The 16,652-nt window shown below is 41.3% G+C and carries 17 protein-coding genes; 10 read left to right on the top strand and 7 right to left on the bottom strand.

Annotated features, from left to right (window positions below; translation table 11 throughout):
* Window positions 1-65: 65 nt before the first annotated feature.
* The 9 genes from G564_RS0107785 to G564_RS0107745 all read left to right on the top strand — a co-directional run bounded on the left by G564_RS0107785 (window position 66) and on the right by G564_RS0107745 (window position 7,719).
* Entirely contained in the window at window positions 66-1,412 is a 1,347-nt protein-coding gene (locus G564_RS0107785; protein ID WP_245583671.1) for a D-alanyl-D-alanine carboxypeptidase/D-alanyl-D-alanine-endopeptidase, read from the top strand.
* A 44-nt stretch (window positions 1,413-1,456) separates the two neighbouring features.
* Window positions 1,457-2,512, top strand: a complete 1,056-nt coding sequence (locus G564_RS0107780) for a S66 peptidase family protein (protein WP_029037169.1) — start codon at window positions 1,457-1,459, stop codon at window positions 2,510-2,512.
* Between the two features lie 61 nt (window positions 2,513-2,573).
* The gene (locus G564_RS0107775) at window positions 2,574-4,103 is read left to right on the top strand and encodes a helicase HerA-like domain-containing protein (RefSeq protein ID WP_029037168.1); all 1,530 of its coding nucleotides are present in this window, start codon (window positions 2,574-2,576) and stop codon (window positions 4,101-4,103) included.
* Between the two features lie 13 nt (window positions 4,104-4,116).
* The gene (locus G564_RS0107770; protein WP_029037167.1) at window positions 4,117-4,671 is read left to right on the top strand and encodes a hypothetical protein; all 555 of its coding nucleotides are present in this window, start codon (window positions 4,117-4,119) and stop codon (window positions 4,669-4,671) included.
* A gap of 17 nt (window positions 4,672-4,688) precedes the next feature.
* On the top strand, window positions 4,689-5,540 hold the full coding sequence (rluF, locus tag G564_RS18840; protein WP_084625604.1) for a 23S rRNA pseudouridine(2604) synthase RluF: 852 nt from the start codon (window positions 4,689-4,691) through the stop codon (window positions 5,538-5,540).
* 53 nt (window positions 5,541-5,593) lie between these two features.
* Window positions 5,594-5,833: a DUF7218 family protein gene (locus G564_RS0107760; protein WP_029037166.1), complete on the top strand. Its 240-nt coding sequence runs from the start codon at window positions 5,594-5,596 to the stop codon at window positions 5,831-5,833.
* A gap of 3 nt (window positions 5,834-5,836) precedes the next feature.
* The gene (locus tag G564_RS0107755; RefSeq protein ID WP_029037165.1) at window positions 5,837-6,262 is read left to right on the top strand and encodes a VOC family protein; all 426 of its coding nucleotides are present in this window, start codon (window positions 5,837-5,839) and stop codon (window positions 6,260-6,262) included.
* 13 nt (window positions 6,263-6,275) lie between these two features.
* On the top strand, window positions 6,276-7,295 hold the full coding sequence (locus G564_RS0107750) for an AI-2E family transporter (protein ID WP_029037164.1): 1,020 nt from the start codon (window positions 6,276-6,278) through the stop codon (window positions 7,293-7,295).
* A gap of 16 nt (window positions 7,296-7,311) precedes the next feature.
* The gene (locus G564_RS0107745; RefSeq protein WP_029037163.1) at window positions 7,312-7,719 is read left to right on the top strand and encodes a YkvA family protein; all 408 of its coding nucleotides are present in this window, start codon (window positions 7,312-7,314) and stop codon (window positions 7,717-7,719) included.
* On the opposite strand, the gene G564_RS0107740 is transcribed toward G564_RS0107745, so the two are convergent.
* The 4 genes from G564_RS0107740 to argS all read right to left on the bottom strand — a co-directional run bounded on the left by G564_RS0107740 (window position 7,720) and on the right by argS (window position 12,412).
* Entirely contained in the window at window positions 7,720-8,619 is a 900-nt protein-coding gene (locus G564_RS0107740; protein WP_029037162.1) for a bifunctional 5,10-methylenetetrahydrofolate dehydrogenase/5,10-methenyltetrahydrofolate cyclohydrolase, read from the bottom strand.
* 54 nt (window positions 8,620-8,673) lie between these two features.
* Window positions 8,674-9,048 carry a four helix bundle protein gene (locus G564_RS0107735; RefSeq protein WP_029037161.1) on the bottom strand — a complete coding sequence of 125 codons (375 nt, stop codon included), beginning with the start codon at window positions 9,046-9,048 and terminating at the stop codon, window positions 8,674-8,676.
* 43 nt (window positions 9,049-9,091) lie between these two features.
* Window positions 9,092-10,420 carry a signal recognition particle protein gene (ffh, locus tag G564_RS0107730; protein WP_029037160.1) on the bottom strand — a complete coding sequence of 443 codons (1,329 nt, stop codon included), beginning with the start codon at window positions 10,418-10,420 and terminating at the stop codon, window positions 9,092-9,094.
* Window positions 10,421-10,642: 222 nt separating this feature from the next.
* Entirely contained in the window at window positions 10,643-12,412 is a 1,770-nt protein-coding gene (gene argS, locus G564_RS0107725; RefSeq protein ID WP_029037159.1) for an arginine--tRNA ligase, read from the bottom strand.
* Window positions 12,413-12,525: 113 nt separating this feature from the next.
* On the opposite strand from argS, the gene G564_RS0107715 reads away from it, so the two are divergent.
* The gene (locus G564_RS0107715; protein ID WP_029037158.1) at window positions 12,526-12,969 is read left to right on the top strand and encodes a hypothetical protein; all 444 of its coding nucleotides are present in this window, start codon (window positions 12,526-12,528) and stop codon (window positions 12,967-12,969) included.
* Between the two features lie 136 nt (window positions 12,970-13,105).
* Here the strand turns inward: G564_RS0107715 and ctlX are convergent, their stop codons facing one another.
* From ctlX to G564_RS0107695, 3 genes are all read right to left on the bottom strand, one after another.
* Complete coding sequence (gene ctlX, locus G564_RS0107710; RefSeq protein ID WP_029037157.1) at window positions 13,106-14,038, bottom strand: citrulline utilization hydrolase CtlX; 933 nt, start codon at window positions 14,036-14,038, stop codon at window positions 13,106-13,108.
* Window positions 14,039-14,046: 8 nt separating this feature from the next.
* Entirely contained in the window at window positions 14,047-14,958 is a 912-nt protein-coding gene (locus G564_RS0107705) for a dimethylarginine dimethylaminohydrolase family protein (RefSeq protein WP_029037156.1), read from the bottom strand.
* 175 nt (window positions 14,959-15,133) lie between these two features.
* The gene (locus G564_RS0107695) at window positions 15,134-16,426 is read right to left on the bottom strand and encodes a citrate synthase (protein WP_029037155.1); all 1,293 of its coding nucleotides are present in this window, start codon (window positions 16,424-16,426) and stop codon (window positions 15,134-15,136) included.
* Window positions 16,427-16,652 lie beyond the last annotated feature (226 nt).

Genomic DNA, 16,652 nt, shown 5'->3' with positions numbered 1-16,652 from the left:
TTTTAACCCATATGCTTCAGAAAAATTAATTCTTAACTTGAAACCGAAATTTTACGCCCATTCCTGTGAAAAAAATAATAATATTTCAAGTGCTGTCTTACCCGAAAAATTTCTTCAATGCATTACTTCTTATTCTTCTATTCACTTCCTGTTCCACTTCCCGAAAGTTGAGTTCTCAATTAGATACTACTATTGAGGAACATCCGGCTTTTAAAACAGGATTTGCCGGAATTATGGTTTATGATCCCACTTTAAAAAAGGTCATTTTCGAAAAAAATTCAGATAAATATTTTACCCCGGCTTCCAATACAAAACTTTTTACTTTTTACGCCGGCCTTAAAATCCTGGGAGATTCGGCCCCGGCATTAGCCTATGTTTCGAGAAATGACTCCTTGATATTTAAGGGCACAGGAGATCCTTCCCTTTTATATGAAGAGTTTAACAGCTCACAGGTGCTGGATTTTTTAAAGGACGCCAATGATACTTTATATTATTCTCCTCCATCTGTCCAGGAGAAACATTTTGGCCCCGGGTGGTCCTGGGATGATTATCATTATTATTACTCTGTTGAACGTGCTGCCATGCCTGTCTACGGAAACTATGTTAGCTTTAACTTCACTCCCGATAGAGAAAAACCTTTAGTAAAGCCGGAATTATTCTCCCAATTTCTTCGGAAGGACAGCCTTTCAACAGGAAATTCTTCCAGGGTATTACGGGACCGGCACCAAAATATTTTCACTTATTATCATCCTGAAGGGGCAGAAGAAAGAAGCAGGGTCGTTCCTTTTATTTACACTCCTCAACTTCTCACCACTCTGTTAAGTGATACTTTGGGTAAGCCTGTTGAGATAATTGAACCCGGCAACACAGATTTCTCAGAAAGTAAGACAATCTACAGCGTGCCTATGGACAGTCTCTATAAAAGAATGCTTCAGGTGAGTGATAATTTTATTGCAGAACAGATCCTTCTCATGAGCTCGGGTGTTTTGTCCGACACACTAAAGGCAGATATTACCCTGAAATACATGAAGGAAAACCACTTACAGGATCTCCCCGATGAACCCATCTGGGAGGACGGCTCCGGGCTTTCAGTCTATAATAAATTTACCCCCCGGTCTGTAGTAAAGCTGATGGAGAAGATCACTGAAGAGGTGCCTCAAAAAAGGCTTTTTCAGCTCCTCCCTGCCGGAGGGGAATCGGGCACCCTTAAAAACCTTTACAAAGCTGAAGAGCCATACATTTACGCCAAAACCGGCACCATTAGTAATGTACATGCCTTAAGTGGCTATCTCAAAACCAAAAGCGGAAAAATTTTGATCTTTAGCTTCATGAACAACAATTACACGGTACCATCTGCAGAGATTAAGGCCGGAATGGAGATCATCCTAAGAAATATCCATTTAAATTATTAGTTTTATAGAGGCTCAAAAAGGCCATTTTTGAAAATAATTTTTTAATGCAACGACGCAATTTTTTAAGAAATGCAGGCCTGGGCAGCCTTGCTCTCCCCCTTCATTCCCTCGCAAATTCAGTATTTGATGTAGACCTGCCACAGGATGTAATAATTCCAAAACGGTTAAAAGCCGGTGATACCATAGGAATTGTGAGTCCCGCAGGTGCTATTTACGAATCTGAACCATATGAAATAGCCGTAGAGTCTATGGAAGCCTTTGGCTTAAAGGTAAAACTTGGAGAGCATGTAAGGAAGCGTTACGGGCATTTAGCCGGAAGCGATTATGAAAGAGCACAGGAATTCAACAAAATGTTCCGCGATCCGGAAATTGAGGGTATCATCTGCCTGCGGGGAGGTTCGGGCGCTGCCCGGATACTCAACCTGGTCGATTATAATGCCATCAGAAAGAATCCGAAGGTCTTCATCGGTTATAGTGATATTACAGCCTTGCATCTGGCAATCTATAAAAGAACGGGGCTTGTTACATTCCACGGTCCGCTGGCGACATCTAACTGGAACAGTTTTGCAGTAAACCACCTTAAAAGTCTCATTTTTGAAGCTGAAGCAGTCCGGTACCAAAATCCTTCAGACAAAGGTGGGCTCCTCACACAAACAAAACACCGGATAAGAACCATAACTCCCGGCAGAGTTTCTGGAGAACTGCTGGGCGGAAACCTTTCTGTGCTTACAGGAATCATGGGTACTCCATTCTTTCCTTCGAACTGGAAAAATAAGATCCTATACCTGGAAGACGTAGGTGAAAAGATCTATGCGGTAGACAGAATGATGTCCCAGCTTGAACTTGGTGGCGTGCTCAAAGAAATTAATGGTTTTATCTTCGGAAAATGTACAGATTGTGATCCTGCAGGAAGTAGTGGCTATGGTTCTCTTACCCTCGAGGAGGTGATAGACCACTATATAAAACCTCTCAAAATTCCTGCTTTTTCGGGGGCTATGATTGGTCATATCAGTGAAAATGTGACTATTCCAAATGGAATTCCTGCTGAAATGGATGCAGAAAAAGGTACTTTCAGGTTACTTAACCCGGCCGTATTGTAAATTGTGTTGCCATGAAGACGGCTAATCCCTCACAATTCTTACTTTTATAAAAATTTTGAAGGTGTCAAACACAGAAAATTTTTCCCGGCATATTTCCGAAGGTTATCAACCTAAGGGCGATTACATTTACCTGGGTGCGGCCATGTATAAGGGAGAGGTTCATGCAGATGCTGCAGTGAAAATTCCGTTGAAGACCATGAACCGTCACGGCCTTATTGCCGGTGCAACCGGAACGGGAAAATCCAAGACGCTGCAGATCCTTGCAGAAAACCTTTCAAAAAAAGGTGTTCCTGTCCTGCTCATGGATGTAAAGGGAGATTTAAGTGGTATAGCAAAACCTTCAGATGAAGAGGATTTTATTTATGCCAGGCATGAAAAGCTAAAGTTTCCTTTTGAAGCTTCAGGTTCTCCTGTGGAAATCCTTTCCCTTTCAGAAGAAGAAGGAGTAAGATTAAGAGCAACCGTGAGTGAATTTGGCCCGGTACTGCTTTCCAGAATTCTGGACCTTTCAGATACCCAAAGCGGCATCTTATCTATTATATTTAAATACTGTGATGATAATCACCTTCCCCTGCTGGATCTAAAGGATCTTAAAAAGATCCTGCAATTTGCCACAGGCGAGGGCAAGGAGGAGTTTGAGAATTCCTACGGGAGGATCTCTGTAGCCTCTACCGGTGCGATACTTAGGAAGATCGTTGGCCTTGAACAACAGGGAGCCGACAAGTTCTTTGGGGAGAAATCATTTGAAGTGGAAGATCTCACCCGGAAGAATACTGAAGGTTATGGATTTATTAATATCCTGCGACTTACTGATATTCAGGACCGCCCAAAATTGTTCTCGACTTTTATGTTAAGTCTCCTCGCAGAGATCTACAATACCTTTCCCGAACAAGGTGACAGCGACAAACCCAAACTGGTTTTGTTCATAGACGAAGCACATCTCATTTTTGAACAGGCATCTAGAGCCCTTCAGGATCAGATAGAAAGTATTGTGAAATTGATAAGGTCTAAAGGTGTGGGTATTTATTTTGTCACCCAAAATCCCACAGATGTTCCTGCAGATGTCCTGGGGCAGCTTGGACTTAAAATTCAGCATGCACTAAGAGCTTTTACTGCCAAAGACAGAAAGGCAATAAAACTGGCTGCAGAAAATTATCCGATTTCAGATTTTTACGATACCAAAACAGAGCTTACATCGTTAGGAATTGGTGAGGCGCTGGTAACAGCCCTTGATGAGAAGGGAAGGCCCACTCCCCTTGCTGCTACTATGCTAAGGGCGCCAATGAGCAGAATGGACATATTGACCAAAGAAGAGTTGAAGGAGCTAACAGCAAATTCAGCTTTAATTGCAAAATACAATCAGGAGATAGACAGGGAAAGCGCTTATGAGATCCTTACCGGGAAGATCGACAGAGCCGACGCCGATAAAGCAAGGGAGAAAGCAAAGGAAGAAAGAAAAAAATTCGAAAAAGCGAGCACGGGCCGGGGGAGGAAATCTTCAAACGGAACCGAAAAAGCAATAGTAAAAGTACTCACCAGTGCCACCTTTATTAGAGGTGTGATGGGAGTTCTCAATAAATTAATGAAATAAGCTTAACCAGATCATGCGCAAAAGTTTCCTCCTACTTTTAATTACCGGCAGCCTGTTCATCTCCTGTGAAAAGGAACAAGACCCATTCCTCATTAGCTCAAGCAGTGTGGGACTGCTCACCCGGGATGTAAAGATCAATGAACTTGATTCTATCTTTGCCCGGGATTCGATCGTGAAACAGGTGAGTGAGGGAGAATTATATAGGAAAAGCAACGAGATAGAGATCTACGACAGGACCGGTAAAAAATTACTGCTTCTGGAACCGGTACAGGCTTTTGACTCCACCAGCACTATCGGGTTTATCCAGGTCATGGACCCCAGATATAAAACAGCTAAAGGTTTAGGAAAAGAAAGTACATTCAAGGATATCGTGGAAAACTACAATATCTCCAGAATTGAAAATACTTTGAGTGCGGCTGTGATCTTCATTGACGATCTTAATGTTTATGTTACCATCGACAAAAAGCAGCTTCCCGTTGAATTACGCTATGACACTCAAAGCAGGATCCATGCTTCCCAAATTCCCGATGATGCAAGGATCAAATATTTTATGATTGACTGGGATTAACCTCTTTAATTAAATACATGTCTGCTGAAAATCTTACCCGCCTCAACAAATATTTGAGTGAAGTTGGCTATTGCTCGCGTCGTAAGGCCGATACGCTTATTGAACAGGGCAGGGTTACAATTAATGGTGAAATTCCCGAGATGGGCACCAAGGTAAAACCGGGAGATGAAGTAAGAGTTAATGGAGAACTTATTGTTCCTCCAAAAAAGGAAAATGTCTATCTCGCCTTTAATAAACCGGTGGGAATTGTTTGCACAACCAATCCAAAGGAAAAGAAAAATATAGTTGATTTCATTGATTACCCAACAAGGATATTCCCTATAGGTCGCCTGGATAAACCCAGTGAAGGTTTGATCCTGCTCACAGATGACGGCGACATCGTAAACAAGATCCTGAGAGCCCGTAATAACCACGAGAAAGAATATATAGTAACGGTTGACAGGTTGATCACAAAAGACTTCATAGACAGAATGTCCTCTGGAATTCCAATTTTAGACACTGTAACCAGGAAATGCGAGGTCGAACAGCTTAGCAAAAATATTTTCAGGATCGTGCTTACTCAGGGATTGAACCGGCAAATACGTCGCATGTGTGAATATCTGGGTTACGAAGTTGTAAAACTTAAGCGAATACGGATCATGAATGTTGAGCTGGATGTTCCGGTGGGACAATACCGGCATCTGACGCGGGAGGAGCTGATAGAGCTCGACCGGCTGACAGGCGAATCAATTAAAACTGAAGAAGGCTCTCTCTCACAACACACTTCAGAAGAAAAACGTACTGAAAAAAAACCGGAGCAAAAGACATTGCAAAAGCAAAAACAGTCGGGGAAATCAAAACCTTTCAAAAGAAAAGACAGGGAATCTTAACAGAGAATTAAGTGAATATTCTGCTGTATCTGCTTATTTTTAAGAAAAAAGTTATGCCAGACAACAGAATCAAGAACGAAGACCAGTATGAGGCTTTAAGAGACAAAGGGGCCAGTAAGGAAAAAGCTGCCCGAATTGCCAACTCTCCGAAATCGGGAAAAAAGGGTGGTAATGCCGATAAATATGAGGATCGCAGCAAGGATGAACTATACAAAAAGGCTAAAGAGGTAGGTATCGAAGGTCGCTCAAAAATGAGTAAAAAGGAACTAATTAACGCTTTACGCAACCATTAATAAATGCAGAAAATTCAACCTTTCCATTTGGCAATTCCGGTAGACGATCTGGAAAAAGCCCGAATCTTTTATAGAGAAACCTTAGGCTGCGAAGAAGGCAGGAGCAGTGATCATTGGGTAGATTTCAATTTCTTTGGTCACCAGCTGGTGATACATTACAAGGCAGCTTCTGAAGAACGTAATACCGGAAGCAATCCTGTTGACGGGAAGGATGTTCCAATTCCGCATTTTGGAGTGGTGCTCGACTGGGAAACCTTTCAGAACTTTTCAAAGGAACTTCAGCAAAAAAACATTGAATTTGTCATAGAACCCTACATTCGCTTTGAAGGACAGGTGGGAGAACAGGCAACCATGTTCTTTAGAGATCCCTGTGATAATGCCCTTGAATTCAAAGCATTTAAAAATATAGATCAACTATTTGCAAAATAATTACCACTCCTGAATGAATAGATTAAAACCTTCTTTAGTACGACAACTGTTCGTACTCTTGCTCATTTTATTTTTACTGGTTTTGATCTTCAGGGAGATGTTGCCTTACCTCTCGGGAGTTCTTGGCGCCATTACTTTGTTTGTGGTTTTACGTAAGCCAATGAACAAAATGGTGGACAGGAAGTGGAAACCGGTACTGGCAGCATCTTTACTCATGTTCCTTTCGTTTATAGGCATTCTTGTTCCCATCACGCTTACTGCCCTTATGCTGACTTCAAAAATTGGCAAGGCAGTTGCAAATTCCGAAAAGGTACTGCAGGTTGTAAAGACCCAGATTAATGAAGCGGAAACCTATGTGGGGTATAACCTAAGTGAAAGTATTGATTCTTCAAGAGTAGCCAACTGGCTCTCTAATAATTTACAAGGCCTCGGGGCAGGCGCCTTTAATGCTTTTATTGCTATTAGCATCATGTACTTTATGCTTTACTACATGTTGATCTATCGACATGAATTGAAAAACATGGTAATCTCCTATATTCCTTTGGGAGAGGATAACCTGCAGGTAATAGCAAAAGAAGGAGATGAAATGGTGAAGTCCAATGCTCTTGGAATTCCCCTCGTCGCATTTTTTCAGGGAATAGTGGCTTTAATTGGATATTTGATCGTTGGAGTTCCCGACCCTTTATTCTGGTTCATCATTACTGCAATTGGGGCTATGATACCGTTCATTGGTACTGCCATAGGAATTGTACCGGTAGCCATTCTACTCTACTCCATGAATCTGGAATGGCAGGCCATTTTTATATTGATCTATGGATTTGTTATTGTGGGGATTACAGATAACATTCTACGACTTTATATTTTAAACCGCCTGGCCAGTGTTCATCCCTTGATCACCCTTTTTGGGGTTGTGGTGGGGGTCCCGCTTTTTGGATTTATTGGACTCATATTCGGGCCTTTGCTGGTTTCCATGTTTTTACTTATCTTAAAGATATATAAGCACGAATACGGAAAAACTGAAAATAAGCTCTAACATAAAAAAAATAATTATGCTGGAAGATGTGAAAAAGAAGATCAACGAGGATTACCTGAAAACTGAAATTTCCAAAGTTGACGACGGAGACCTGGATATGGTCATGAAGAATAAAGATGCGATAGACAAGAAGTTGCGGGGTTCTGGTATGAAGAAATATGCAGAATTAGGTAAGCTTATGTTCGGCATGCTCCAGGACTATAAAAAAGGTGAATACGGCCGGGTACCCTGGTTCACCATAGCAGCCATAGGTCTTACCCTGCTTTATGTTTTCAATCCATTGGATATGCTCCCCGATTTTCTCCCCGGAGTTGGCTATGTAGATGATTTCGCGCTCTTTACAGTAGCTGTTCGTTTTATTGAATCAGATTTACATGCCTATCTGGACTGGAAAATAGACGAAGCGAAAAAACTGAATGCGTAATTAGCTCTTGACCGCCTTCCTGGCACTGCGGTGTGTTTCACGTGCCAACAGGGTGTTTTTAAGAAGCATAGCAATAGTCATCGGTCCTACTCCGCCGGGAACGGGTGTAATATAACTTGCTTTTTTAGAGACATTTTCGAAATCTACGTCTCCTGTAATTCTGTAGCCCTTAGGTTTAGAATCATCGGGCACCCTTGTAATTCCCACATCGATCACTACAGCGTCATCCTTGATCATTTCGGCCTTCAGGAAGTTGGGGATACCAACAGCAATAATGATGATATCAGCCTGAGAGGTGATCTGGGTAATATTCTTAGTGAATTCATGAGTAAGAGTTACCGTAGAATTTCCTGGAAAACCCTGTCTTCCCATCAGAATACTCATAGGTCTTCCAACTATATAACTCCTGCCAATTACGCAGGTGTGTTTTCCTTTAGTGGGAATATTATATCTTTCCAACATCTCCAGAATTCCAAAAGGAGTCGCCGGAATAAAGGAGGTCATATCAAGTGACATCTTTCCGAAGTTGGTAGGATGAAAGCCATCAACATCCTTATCTGGACTTACTGCCAAAAGTACTTTTTGTGTATTGATCTGCGGTGGAAGCGGAAGCTGTACGATGAAACCATCTATATCCTCATTGTTATTCAGTTCCTCAATTTTTGCCAGAAGCTCCAGCTCACTGGTATTGGAGGACATCCTGTATTCTGAGGATTCAAATCCAACCCTCTTACAAGCATTCACCTTTGCATTTACATAGGTTAAACTTGCGCCGTCACTACCAACTATAATGGCTGCCAAATGCGGGACCTTCTCCCCGCGGTCTTTCATTTTTTGTACTTCCAGGGCAATTTCTTCCTGGATATCGTTGCTTAATTTTTTACCGTCGAGGAGCTCCATGTTTTATAAGTATTCAGTGATCAGTGGTCAGTGATCAGTTATTAAAACGTAATTTTATTCTTCTGTTTTCACCCCAAATTCTCCGGGGTTAAGGATCATGTAGTTAATTAATTTACCAACCTCTTCACTTTCCATCTTTAATTTTTCAAAATCCTCTTCTGAAATGTATTCACATCTAAAGGCATATTCAAGCCAAACCTGAGTCTCAGAATTTTCAGCATCACCATCTGTCAGTTTACTCGAAAAATGTCTTGGATAGGCTCTTTTTCTGTAGGCTTCCGCGATAGCTGCTGAAACACTTCGGGTAGAGCGTCTAATCTGGTCTGTCAATGAATAGGTTTCCTCCTTCGGGAACTTTTTAGAAATTTCAAAGATCTGCATCGACAGGTTTACTGATTTTTGATATGCAAACAAATCCTGAAATTTCATAAGATTTAATTTTTTCTGCTCACTGAACACTGACCACTGAACACTACTTCATTCCCTTCATCATCTGCATCATCTTTTTGCCGCCGCCGCCCTGCATCATTTTCATCATTTTGCTCATTTGGCTGAATTGCTTCAGAAGTTGATTCACCTGTTGTACAGAAGTTCCCGATCCTGTTCCTATTCTTTTCTTGCGTGATGCGTTGATCAGTGAAGGTTTTGAACGTTCCTCGGGGGTCATGGAGTGAATAATGGCTTCGATAGGCTTGAAAGCATCATCATCGATTTCTACATCTTTCAGCATCTTTCCTGCACCCGGGATCATACCCATAAGGTCTTTCATGGATCCCATTTTCTTGATCTGCTGAAGCTGATTCAGGAAATCGTCAAATCCGAATTCATTTTTGGCGATCTTTTTCTGAAGCTTTCTTGCCTCTTCCTCATCATACTGTTCCTGGGCTCTTTCCACAAGGGAAACAACATCACCCATTCCAAGGATACGATCGGCCATACGGGAAGGGTAGAACACATCAATAGCGTCCATTTTCTCACCCGTACCAATAAACTTAATTGGCTTATTAACGACAGATTTAATAGAAATTGCCGCCCCACCACGAGTGTCACCATCAAGTTTGGTAAGTATAACCCCGTCAAAATTAAGTCGGTCGTTGAAGGCTTTCGCCGTATTCACAGCATCCTGCCCCGTCATGGAATCCACCACAAAAAGTGTTTCCTGTGGCTGAATTGCGCTGTGAATATTTGCGATCTCTGTCATCATCGCCTCATCAACTGCAAGACGACCTGCGGTATCTATGATCACCACGTTATGGCCGTTTGCTTTGGCGTGAGCAATTGCAGCTTTGGAAATAGCAACAGGATCCTGATTGCTTTCCTCGCTGTAAACCTCAACTCCAACCTGGTCTCCTACTATGTGTAACTGATTGATCGCCGCCGGACGATAAACGTCACAGGCAACAAGCAAAGGCTTTTTTGTTTTTTTGGTCTTGAGGTAGTTGGCCAGTTTACCCGAAAATGTGGTTTTACCACTACCCTGTAATCCCGACATAAGGATGACAGATGGATTCCCCGAAAGATTAATACCTTCTGCCTCTCCTCCCATCAACTGGGTTAGCTCGTCTTTCACAAGCTTCACCATCATCTGTCCCGGTTTCAAAGCAGTAAGTACATTTTGCCCTAATGCCTTTTCTTTTACCGTATTGGTAAATTCCTTCGCAATCTTGTAGTTCACATCGGCGTCAACCAGAGCCCGTCTTACCTCTTTTAGAGTTTCGGCAACGTTAACTTCAGTAATCTGCCCGTGCCCCTTAAGAACGTGTAAGGCATTATCTAACTTATCACTTAAACTTTCGAACATAATCTCTCAATTTTTTAAGAATCTGCCGGGTTTTTACCAACAGTTGCAAATTTAATGATTTGAGGCTGAAGTGAAAACTTTTTCAACTTCACTTCCACCTAAATTTTATCTGTTTCTCCGAAAAAAATCTCCTCCCGGAATAGGTGTCAAAAATGACATTTTTGGCACCTCTTTATTTTATCTTCTAAAATCGTATTTCGTACTTCGGGGGCCGGGGGGGGCTTACATTCTCTCCGGCACCTGGATACCCAGTAGTTCAAATGATGATTTGATCACTTCACCTACCGATTTTGATAACTGCACCCTAAATTTCTTTTCTGTCTCGTCTTCTGTTCCCAAAATGGTTACATTCTGGTAGAAGCTATTGAATTCTTTCACCAGCTCATATGTGTAATTGGCAACAAGAGCCGGACTGTGATTTTCGGCTGCCAGCTGAACTGTTTCAGGATAAAGCTGAAGCTGCTTGATTAGCTGTTTTTCTTTGTCGTTCAGGTTGTAATCAAGAATCGGCTGACTGTAATCGAAATCGGCTTTTCTCAGGATCGACTGAATCCTGGCGTAAGTGTATTGAATAAAGGGTCCCGTATTTCCCTGGAAATCTACAGATTCTTCAGGATTAAATAGTATTCTTTTCCTTGGATCAACTTTTAGGATATAATACTTTAAAGCCCCAAGACCAATGATCCTGTAAAGCTCTTCTTTTTCGGCTTCAGAGTAACCATCCAGTTTTCCTAGTTCTTCAGAAATTTTTCGTGCGGTAGCGGTCATTTCTTCAATAAGATCATCAGCATCAACTACGGTTCCTTCCCGACTCTTCATTTTCCCGGAGGGGAGATCTACCATGCCGTAGCTAAGATGGTAGAGGTTCTCTGCCCATTCATATCCTAATTTCTTCAGGATCAAAAAGAGCACTTTAAAGTGGTAATCCTGCTCATTCCCTACGGTGTAGACCATTCCGTTAATATGGAAATCCTGCACCCGCTGTATAGCAGTTCCTATATCCTGCGTCATGTAAACTGCAGTACCATCACTACGCAACACGATCTTCTCGTCAAGACCTTCATCTGTGAGATCAATCCACACGCTGCCATCATCCTTACGGTAAAAAACTCCTTTTTCAAGACCTTCGGCAACTACATTTTTTCCAAGCAGGTAGGTATCACTTTCGTAGTAATTCTTGTCGAAATCTACTCCCAGTTTTTGGTAAGTTTCTTCAAACCCATTGTAAACCCATTGGTTCATAGTTTTCCAAAGTTCTACAACTTCTTTATCTCCCGCTTCCCACTTTCGCAGCATTTCCTGCGCATCCTTAATTATGGGAGCTTCAGCTTTTGCTTCATCTTCAGTTTTTCCCTGAGCCAGTAGATATGATATCTCTTCTTTATACGCCTTATCAAATTTTACGTAGAAATTCCCGACCAGCTTATCGCCTTTTAAGCCTGAAGTTTCAGGAGTTTCCCCGTTTCCGAAGCGTTGCCAGGCCAGCATGGATTTACAGATATGAATTCCTCGGTCATTGATGATCTGGGTCTTGTAAACCTTCTTTCCGGAGGCCCTTAAGATTTCGGCCACAGAATAGCCTAAGAGGTTATTTCGAATGTGACCTAAATGCAAAGGTTTATTTGTATTAGGGGATGAATATTCCACCATAATGGCTTCCGCGTATTCAGAAGCTTTTCCGAAGTTTGCATCATCCTTTATTCTTCCGAAGAAATTGAGAAAATATTGATCAGCAAGTACAATATTCAGGAAGCCCTGCACCACATTGTATTTTTGAATTTCAGGATTTTTTTCCACCAGGTATTGACCAATCGCTTCCCCCAGCTGCACCGGATTGGTTTTGATCTGCCTCAACATAGGAAAAGTCACAAGTGTGATATCTCCCTCAAAATCTTTTCGCGTGGGCTGAAATTCTACCGACTCCAACTCCACCTGATATAAGTTTTTAACCGCTTTTTTTACCTGAACGGAAAGTGTCTCCTGAACATTCATGTCTTATCTCAAATTATATTTCCTGCAAACTGCCACAGGCAGGCGCAAAGATAACAGATTTTTAGGCTTGTTTAAAGGATTGTCTCTAAATGCTTATCTTTAAAAAAAAGACTATGCTACTCAATATTTCGAAAGATTTTAATGAGAAAAGGGAAGACATCAATGAGCTGGTGGGAAAGCCTTTTACTCTTGAGGAAAGAAAAAAATTAAACAGTACCAGTCTGCAAAATCTTTGGATTACTGCGGCCAGTATTGAAATATACAATCTGCTTGTACTAAATCAGGGTAATAGCCAATGCAGCCTCGAGATGCGACCAAAGGGTGTGATCATGAGCTTTAGGGCTGCTACAGAAACTTACGCCCTCATTATTCCCTTTTTTAAATTAAAAATCTACAAGGGAAGAGCTGAAGAATACTCATTTTATAAGGATAATCACTTTATAAAGGTAAGGGCTGGCGCAGAAGAAAAGGAGGTGCATGCTTTCATTAAGAAACTAAGGCATTACAAAGCTGACCGGGCACTGCCAAGAATTGAAGACCAGGATAAAAGAGAATAAAAAAAGCCCTTTTTGAAAGAGCTGTTTGTGTCAACCTGTCCCGAAGCTTCGGGAGTTTCAGGTTCCAATTCGGGTGGAAAAAGATTCTGAAATAAGTTCAGAATGATTACCAGTAGTTTTTAATGTGGCGTTATTCTTATTTCTTCGGAAGAAAAACTTCTGCCAGCATACAGCGGGCGCTTCCTCCCCCACAGGTTTCTATTGTAGACAGATCACTACTTAAGATCTCACAATGTTTTTCAATCGCGGCTATTTGGGACGGAAGCAGGCTCTTTCTGGCTGCCTCGCTCATCACCAGGTATTTTTTCCCATCTCTGCCCTGCACCTGTAACATATTTCCTGCATAATGGTGAAGCTGGGCTTCAGAAATTTCTATGATCTCCTTACCGTCTGATCTCAAATGTTTGATGACATTTTTTCGCTCTTTTGGATCGTCGATACTGTCGAGACAAATCACCGCAAAATTTTCTGCCAGGCACATCATAACGTTGGTATGATAAATAGGCATCCTGCGGCCATCCACGTCCTGGTAGGCGGTAAAAATAACCGGGGTAAGTTCAAAATCCTCACAGAACTCGATCAAAAGCTCTTCACTTGCTCTGGGTGATAAGGCACAATAAGCCTTCTCATTTACGCGATCCATGATTAATACTCCGGTAGATTCAAGGAACAGCTCTTCCTCCTCTGCACTTGTGTAATCGACCACATCCTTGATGAGATATCCTTCGGCCTCGATCTTTTCAAAAATTTCGGCACGACGCTCTCTCCTGCGGTTTTCAGCAAACAGCGGATAAATTGCAGCGGTTGCATCTTCATGAAAGGTTACCCAGTTGTTGGGAAAAATAGAATCTGGTGTATCAAGTTTTTCATCATCATCAACGACAATAACATTCACCCCAACACCTCTGAGTTTTTCCACAAAGGCATCGAATTCTTCCTGGGCTTTTTTATTGATCTTTTCGTTCTCAAGATGTAAGCCTTCCTGGAAATAATTATTCACGGCGGTTTGCTCATTCATTCTGAAGGCAACCGGCCGCACCATTAATACTGTATCTGTTATTTGTCTCATCTAAGTTTTTAATCTCTAATAAGAGGTAAAGTAGAACACCTCAATAATCCTTCCTGCTTGGCAATTTCGGCATATGGCACTTCTTCCACTATCATGCCATTCTCCCGAAGCCAGGTATTCAATCTGCTGAAATTTTTCTCGGAAATCACTACATCTTCAGAAATGGAAAACACGTTGGAATTCATATCATACATTTCCTGTCGGGTGATTTCGAAAACATTTTCTTTTCCGAAGAAATTTACCAACCATTTATATTCGTCCTGATCGAGAAAACCGTCTTTATAAATAATGGCTTTTCCTTTTCCTACCGGCTGGAAACAGCAATCAAGGTGAAGGGCATTATCTCTTGCCTCGGTATTTGATTTTCTTAGATTAAAGGATTTAATTTTTTTATGCGGAAACATTGCTCTTAGATGTTCCACCCCTTTTAAATTGGTACGGGCTGTAATGAAATCGGGATAATCTTCTCCATAATAGGCGCCAATAAACAGATGGTCATTGTATAACATAACATCCCCCCCTTCGACATGCACATCATCGGGCAACTCGAATACCTTATCTGAATCAATTTGATCAATCACATATTGAATAGCTTCAATTTCCTCTTCCCTGTCTGGCAGTATATTGGCCTTTATAAACTTGTCATCAATGACAAAGGCAATGTCTCTTGTAAAGATCTGGTTAAGGTCTTTTACCACATTAGGCCTGTAAACCTTTACATCATATCTCTCAAGCACCTCTTTTACAGCCTCCATCTCCTTCACCATGTCTTCTTCAACAGGGTAAGTGCCTGCGGCTATATGCTCAGCAGATTTTGGATCATACGCATTTTCAAGCTCAGGTGTAGGCCCGGGACTCTCGGCCGTGCCAAGTACAACGGCACGAAGACGTGAGGTCTCATTTTTAATATTCAGTTTCATATACCCCTAATTTGTGGCAAATATACTAAAAGCGGACACCTCTTTAAAGAGAGCGAAAATCTTTATTTTCTGGAAAAGAACAGAGCTTATTAAACTCAAAATTTTGAAATGTTCTTATAAAAAAAGCTCCGCAAAATTGTGCAGAGCTTTTAAAGATCAGGGTTTTTAACTCCTGTTATTGTCTTTTGTCCATTTCTTTAAATGAACGTTTAGTCTCTCCAATATAAACCTGTCTTGGACGACCAATAGGTTCTTTACGCAGACGCATTTCTCTCCACTGCGCTATCCATCCCGGTAGACGCCCTACAGCAAACATTACGGTAAACATCTCTGTGGGAATGCCCATAGCCCTGTAGATGATCCCCGAATAGAAGTCAACGTTAGGATAAAGCTTTCTTTCCACGAAATATGGATCCTCAAGTGCAGCTTTTTCAAGTCCCTTTGCTATTTCGAGAATTGGATCTTCCACACCAAGTTGTCCAAGCACTTCATCTGCCGCTTTTTTAATAATTCTGGCTCTTGGATCAAAATTCTTGTAAACTCTGTGGCCAAAGCCCATAAGTCTAAAAGGATCCTCCTTATCTTTTGCTTTGTTTATAAATTTACTGGTGTCCCCACCGTCTGCTTTTATTTCTTCCAGCATTTCAATCACCGCCTGGTTAGCCCCTCCATGAAGAGGACCCCAAAGAGCAGAAACACCTGCGGAAATAGAGGCAAAAAGACCCGCATGTGAAGAACCTACTATTCTCACTGTAGAGGTGGAGCAATTCTGCTCATGGTCTGCATGGAGAATAAGTAATTTATCTAACGCATCTACAACAACCTTATTTTGCTTATAATTTTTCTTTGGATTATCATCCTGGAACATCATCTTAAGAAGGCTTTCAACATAGCCAAGGTTTGTATCCCTGTTGAATAGCGATTGTCCTTTATTTTTTCTAAGGGTCCATGCCGCCAATACAGGAAATTTTGCAAGTATCTTCACTATGGCCTTGTACATGTCCTCTTCGGAATCCACGTTAACCGACTTTGGGTTAAAGGCAGTCAGTGCACTCGTAAGGGAAGAAAGAACTCCCATTGGGTGAGCAGATTGAGGAAAACCTTTTAGAACTGTCTTCATGTCCTCATTCACTATACTTTGATCAAGTATATCTGTATTGAACTTTTGAAGCTGAGTTTCATTGGGAAGTTCCCCAAATATCAGTAAATATGCTACTTCAAGAAAATCGGCTTTTTCGGCCAGTTCTTCAATTGAATATCCGCGATACCTTAAAATACCTTCTTCACCATCAAGAAACGTAATTGCACTTTCACAAGATCCGGTATTTTTATATCCGGGATCCAGGGTTATTGCTCCACTTTTTCCTCTTAAGGTAGTAATATCCAGTGCGAGTTCTTTTTCGGTACCTACAACCAATGGCAGGTCATAAGTTTTTCCTTCTATCTTTAAAGTAGCTACTTTTGACATATTGTTTTATGGATTTGTGTAAAATTTATTTAAGGATTGCTAATTTACAAAATTCTGAGTTATTTACTGAGGAAAACCCCCAATTCCTTAAGACCCTTTCTCAGGATATTTGAAGGAATCTATCATACATCATCTAAATGTTCATAACATTCTAAAAGTCATTAATTTTTTTTCCAAAAAGAATGACTGCGGTCATATTTCACAAAAAAAGCCTTTCCGGAGAGGA

The organism is Salinimicrobium xinjiangense DSM 19287, from assembly GCF_000423585.1.
Taxonomy (GTDB): domain Bacteria; phylum Bacteroidota; class Bacteroidia; order Flavobacteriales; family Flavobacteriaceae; genus Salinimicrobium; species Salinimicrobium xinjiangense.
This window is presented reverse-complemented; position numbering and strand designations above follow the sequence as displayed.

Excerpts from the sequence above, each read along its gene's own strand:
- G564_RS0107780 (WP_029037169.1), top strand. The coding sequence starts at position 1,457 with ATGCAACGACGCAATTTTTTAAGAAATGCAGGCCTGGGCAGCCTTGCT.
- G564_RS0107770 (WP_029037167.1), top strand. The coding sequence starts at position 4,117 with ATGCGCAAAAGTTTCCTCCTACTTTTAATTACCGGCAGCCTGTTCATC.
- rluF (WP_084625604.1), top strand. The coding sequence starts at position 4,689 with ATGTCTGCTGAAAATCTTACCCGCCTCAACAAATATTTGAGTGAAGTT.
- G564_RS0107760 (WP_029037166.1), top strand. The coding sequence starts at position 5,594 with ATGCCAGACAACAGAATCAAGAACGAAGACCAGTATGAGGCTTTAAGA.
- G564_RS0107755 (WP_029037165.1), top strand. The coding sequence starts at position 5,837 with ATGCAGAAAATTCAACCTTTCCATTTGGCAATTCCGGTAGACGATCTG.
- G564_RS0107750 (WP_029037164.1), top strand. The coding sequence starts at position 6,276 with ATGAATAGATTAAAACCTTCTTTAGTACGACAACTGTTCGTACTCTTG.
- G564_RS0107745 (WP_029037163.1), top strand. The coding sequence starts at position 7,312 with ATGCTGGAAGATGTGAAAAAGAAGATCAACGAGGATTACCTGAAAACT.
- G564_RS0107740 (WP_029037162.1), bottom strand. The coding sequence starts at position 8,619 with ATGGAGCTCCTCGACGGTAAAAAATTAAGCAACGATATCCAGGAAGAA.
- G564_RS0107735 (WP_029037161.1), bottom strand. The coding sequence starts at position 9,048 with ATGAAATTTCAGGATTTGTTTGCATATCAAAAATCAGTAAACCTGTCG.
- ffh (WP_029037160.1), bottom strand. The coding sequence starts at position 10,420 with ATGTTCGAAAGTTTAAGTGATAAGTTAGATAATGCCTTACACGTTCTT.
- argS (WP_029037159.1), bottom strand. The coding sequence starts at position 12,412 with ATGAATGTTCAGGAGACACTTTCCGTTCAGGTAAAAAAAGCGGTTAAA.
- G564_RS0107715 (WP_029037158.1), top strand. The coding sequence starts at position 12,526 with ATGCTACTCAATATTTCGAAAGATTTTAATGAGAAAAGGGAAGACATC.
- ctlX (WP_029037157.1), bottom strand. The coding sequence starts at position 14,038 with ATGAGACAAATAACAGATACAGTATTAATGGTGCGGCCGGTTGCCTTC.
- G564_RS0107705 (WP_029037156.1), bottom strand. The coding sequence starts at position 14,958 with ATGAAACTGAATATTAAAAATGAGACCTCACGTCTTCGTGCCGTTGTA.
- G564_RS0107695 (WP_029037155.1), bottom strand. The coding sequence starts at position 16,426 with ATGTCAAAAGTAGCTACTTTAAAGATAGAAGGAAAAACTTATGACCTG.